This window comes from Oleiagrimonas sp., assembly GCF_027858935.1.
Lineage (GTDB): Bacteria > Pseudomonadota > Gammaproteobacteria > Xanthomonadales > Rhodanobacteraceae > Oleiagrimonas.
The window spans coordinates 1-3,741 of sequence record NZ_JAQIBU010000064.1; the positions used below are offsets into that span (position 1 = coordinate 1).

Annotated in this window: 5 protein-coding genes; all 5 read left to right on the forward strand. The window is 63.8% G+C overall.

Annotated elements, in window-relative coordinates:
• On the forward strand, window positions 1-411 hold a 411-nt coding region (locus PF446_RS02540), incomplete at its 5' end, for a DsrE family protein (RefSeq protein WP_298069386.1).
• A gap of 39 nt (window positions 412-450) precedes the next feature.
• Entirely contained in the window at window positions 451-1,461 is a 1,011-nt protein-coding gene (locus PF446_RS02545; RefSeq protein ID WP_298069388.1) for a substrate-binding domain-containing protein, read from the forward strand.
• Between the two features lie 63 nt (window positions 1,462-1,524).
• Window positions 1,525-2,157, forward strand: coding sequence for a c-type cytochrome (locus PF446_RS02550; protein ID WP_343224645.1), 633 nt, complete (start codon window positions 1,525-1,527; stop codon window positions 2,155-2,157).
• A complete protein-coding gene (locus PF446_RS02555) occupies window positions 2,154-3,134 on the forward strand; it encodes a c-type cytochrome (protein WP_298069394.1) in 981 nt (326 codons plus the stop codon). The genes PF446_RS02550 and PF446_RS02555 overlap by 4 nt, the downstream gene beginning before the upstream one ends.
• A 92-nt stretch (window positions 3,135-3,226) precedes the next feature.
• A partial coding sequence (locus tag PF446_RS02560) for a CTP synthase (protein WP_298069396.1) occupies window positions 3,227-3,741 on the forward strand: 515 nt, incomplete at its 3' end.

Here is a 3,741-nt window from a genome sequence, read left to right on the forward strand (position 1 = left end):
CAGCCCAAGGCCGATCAGACCTACAAGATCGTGTTTACCCTGACCAAGGCACCGAAGGCGCCGAACAAGGTCAACAGCGCGCTCGATCACGTGGCGCGCACCGTCAACATCTTCGTGGCAGCCGGCGTCCCGCTGGACCACCTGAAGATCGTTGCCGTGGCGGCCGGACCCGGCACGGAGCTGGTGCTGGACAATGCCCACTACAAGGCCAAGTATGGCGTCGACAATCCCAACCTCGACCTGATCAAGCAGTTGCATGATGCCGGCGTCAACGTCTCGGTCTGCGCGCAGGCCATGGGTGAACATCATCTCAAGTACAGCTGGAGGGCCAAGGACGTTTCGCTGTCCCTGTCGGCACTGAGCACCGTCATCACCCTGCAGCACGAAGGCTATGCTCTGGAGCCCATGTAAGCAGCGCAGCATCGCCCCTCCACATCAAGGAGCATGTCCATGACACGCAGCCTCTGCTTTGTCCTCGCCATCGCGCTGGCGTCGCTTTCGTCTCTTGCATGGGCCACACCGCAGGCGGTGGCTGGATCCGACAGCGGATCCAGCCCCCCGTTGGGTGTCTTTCCGCCCTGGTCGGGGGGGCGCAACAACGATGCACAGCACAAGGGACTGGAGTTCACCATCCCCCAGGTCGACAACCTGGCTGATTTTCACGGTCAGCCCGGCGCGGCCCGCCTGGTGCTGTACGTGGCAGGCAACTACTATTTTGCGATGGCGCCCCTGGTGCACGCTTTCGAGCGCAAGTATCCCGAGTACAAGGGCCGGATGTACTGGGAAACCATACCCCCGGGATTGTTACAGCGGCAGATGGAGGCCGGAGGCACCGTCACGGTGGGCAACATGACCTGGACCGCGCCGCCGGATGTCTACCTGGCTGGATTGGGCCGCGTTCGAAAAATGGTGGATTCCGGCAAGCTGCTGGCCCCGGTCACGCCCTTCGTGACCAATGACCTGGCGATCATGGTCCCCAAGGGAAATCCCGGCAACATCCGAAGCTTGACCGACCTGGCACGTCCCGGTCTGCGTCTGGCTATGCCCAATCCGGCCTTCGAGGGCATCGCCAAACGCATCCAGAAAGCACTGGTCAAGGCCGGTGGCGACGCTTTGCTGAAAGCTGTCTACACCACCAAGGTCAAGCAGGGCAGCACGGTGCTGACCCATATCCATCATCGCCAGACACCGTTGTGGATCATGCAGGGCAAGGTGCAGGGCGGCGTGACCTGGCAATCGGAGGCCCGCTTTCAGGAACGGGTCGGACATCCGATATCCCATGTGAATATCCCCGCCGATCAGAACGTGACCGCCATCTACGCGGGCGCCCTGGTTCGCGGCGCACCGCATCCCCGGGCAGGTCGCCGCTGGCTCGCCTTCATCCATTCGCCGACGGCGCTTTCGATCTTCGCGCGGTACGGGTTCAAACCGTACGCCCGCGGCGACCACAAGGACCCATAGCGCATGAGGATATTCTGCCGGAGCGCTTCATTCCTCGGTGTTGCCGCCCTGACGGCCGCTCTGCTGTGTGCATCCCCGAGTCGGGCCGATGCTGCCGCACACCCATCCGCCGCTGCCATCGCACAGGCCGGAAACGGGCATGGCGCCGCGCCCTGCATGGCCTGCCACGGGTCCAGGGGTGGGGGGCAGGTCAGCAGCGGCTTTCCGCGACTGGCCGGACTGAACCAGGCCTACCTGCTGAAACAGCTCAACGACTATGCGTCGGGTGCGCGCGACAACACCATCATGACGCCCGTGGCCAGGACCCTGACGGCGACTGAACGCGAGGCACTGGCAAAGTACTACAGCGTCATGCCGGTGCCGGCCGCGGTCATCAAGGCCGGCGCGAACCCCTCCGGCGCGGATGCTCCCGGCGGGCAGCTCGCGTTGCGCGGACGCTGGAGCAAGCAGGTGCCCGCCTGCGTGCAGTGTCATGGGCCGCACGGCATGGGCGTGGGTCAGCATTTCCCACCGTTGGCCGGACAGTCGGCGGCCTATATCGCCTCGCAGCTGCAGGCATGGCAGAACGGCACGCGCCACAATGATCCACTGCAGTTGATGCAGCATGTGGCCTCGGCGCTGGACAGCGCCGACATCAAGCAGGTTTCGGCCTGGTTCGCCACACAGCCTGTGGGCGCCATAAAGGGGACGCCATGACATCCGTAGCCCACATCACGCTGCGCCTGGGCTTCGCCTGCGGCGGCCTGTTCGCCCTGGCGGCCTGCTCGGGATCCGGGGCACCGTCATCCGCATCCGCTTCGGCCGCGACCACACCGAAAGCGGTTACGGCAGCCGCCATGCCACCCGCTGCGGCGTCTGCCAACAAGCCATCCCCGTTCCGTCCACCACCGGATTCGGCCATACCCGACAACGCTTTTGGCGCCATGGTGCGCAAGGGCGAAGCCATCTTCAACGATACCCAGCATCATGCGGCCGCCTATGTCGGCAACGGACTCAACTGCACCAATTGCCACATCAACGGCGGGCGTCAGGCGAATTCGGCGCCGCTGTGGGCCGCCTGGGTCAACTATCCGGCCTACCGCAAGAAGAACGGCCACGTGAACAGCTATGGCGAACGTATCCAGGGCTGCTTCAAGTACAGCATGAACGGCAAGCCGCCGCCGCTGGACAGCGAGGTGATGGTGGCGCTGGAAAGCTATAGTTTCTGGCTGGCCACCGGGGCGCCGACGGGAACTTCGCTGCCCGGACGCGGTTACCCGAAGAAGGGTTTCAAGCCGCCGCAACCGCCCGATTATGCACGCGGCGAAAAGGTCTTCACCAGCCATTGCGCCCTGTGCCACGGAGCCAACGGCCAGGGCCAGCGCGTGGCCGGCACGGTCGTGTTTCCGGCCCTGTGGGGATCGCAGTCCTTCAACTGGGGCGCGGGCATGCACAAGCTGGACAATGCCGCAGCGTTCATCAAGTACAACATGCCGCTGGGGCGCGCGGGCACCTTGAGCGACCAGGATGCATGGGACGTGGCGATGTACATGGACGCCCATGAGCGTCCACAGGATCCGCGTTACACCGGCAACCTCGCCGAAACCCGCAAGAAGTTCCACGACTCCTCCATGTCGCTGTACGGCACCCGAGTCAACGGCAAGCTGCTCGGGGAGCATCCTGCCCAGCCTTGAATCGCGTAATGCCGTGAACATGGACCATCGCGGACTCGCAGCATCCGTGGTGACTCTGTAGAATGGCCTTTTACCAGCAAGGGCGGTTGTACATGACCCCTCTGATCTTCGTCACAGGCGGTGTGGTGTCCTCGTTGGGTAAGGGCATTGCGGCATCGTCCCTGGCCGCCATTCTTGAAGCCCGCGGTCTCAACGTCACACTGATGAAGCTCGATCCCTACATCAACGTGGATCCGGGCACCATGAGTCCGTTCCAGCACGGTGAGGTCTACGTCACCGACGATGGTGCAGAGACCGACCTTGATCTGGGCCATTACGAGCGTTTCGTACGCACGCGCCTGACCGGCCGAAATTCGATCACCACCGGCAAGATCTACGAGAACGTGATCCGCAAGGAGCGCCGCGGCGACTACCTTGGCGCCACCGTGCAGGTCATTCCGCACATCACCGACCAGATCAAGCACGCCATTTACGAAGCCACCCGCGGCCACGACGTGGCGCTGGTTGAGATCGGCGGCACGGTGGGCGACATCGAGTCGCTGCCGTTCCTGGAGGCGATTCGCCAGTTGCGTATCGAGCATGGGCCCGAGAAGTGCCTGTTCATGCA

Coding starts and splice junctions, on each gene's coding strand:
- PF446_RS02545 (WP_298069388.1), top strand. CDS start 451: ATGACACGCAGCCTCTGCTTTGTCCTCGCCATCGCGCTGGCGTCGCTT.
- PF446_RS02555 (WP_298069394.1), top strand. CDS start 2,154: ATGACATCCGTAGCCCACATCACGCTGCGCCTGGGCTTCGCCTGCGGC.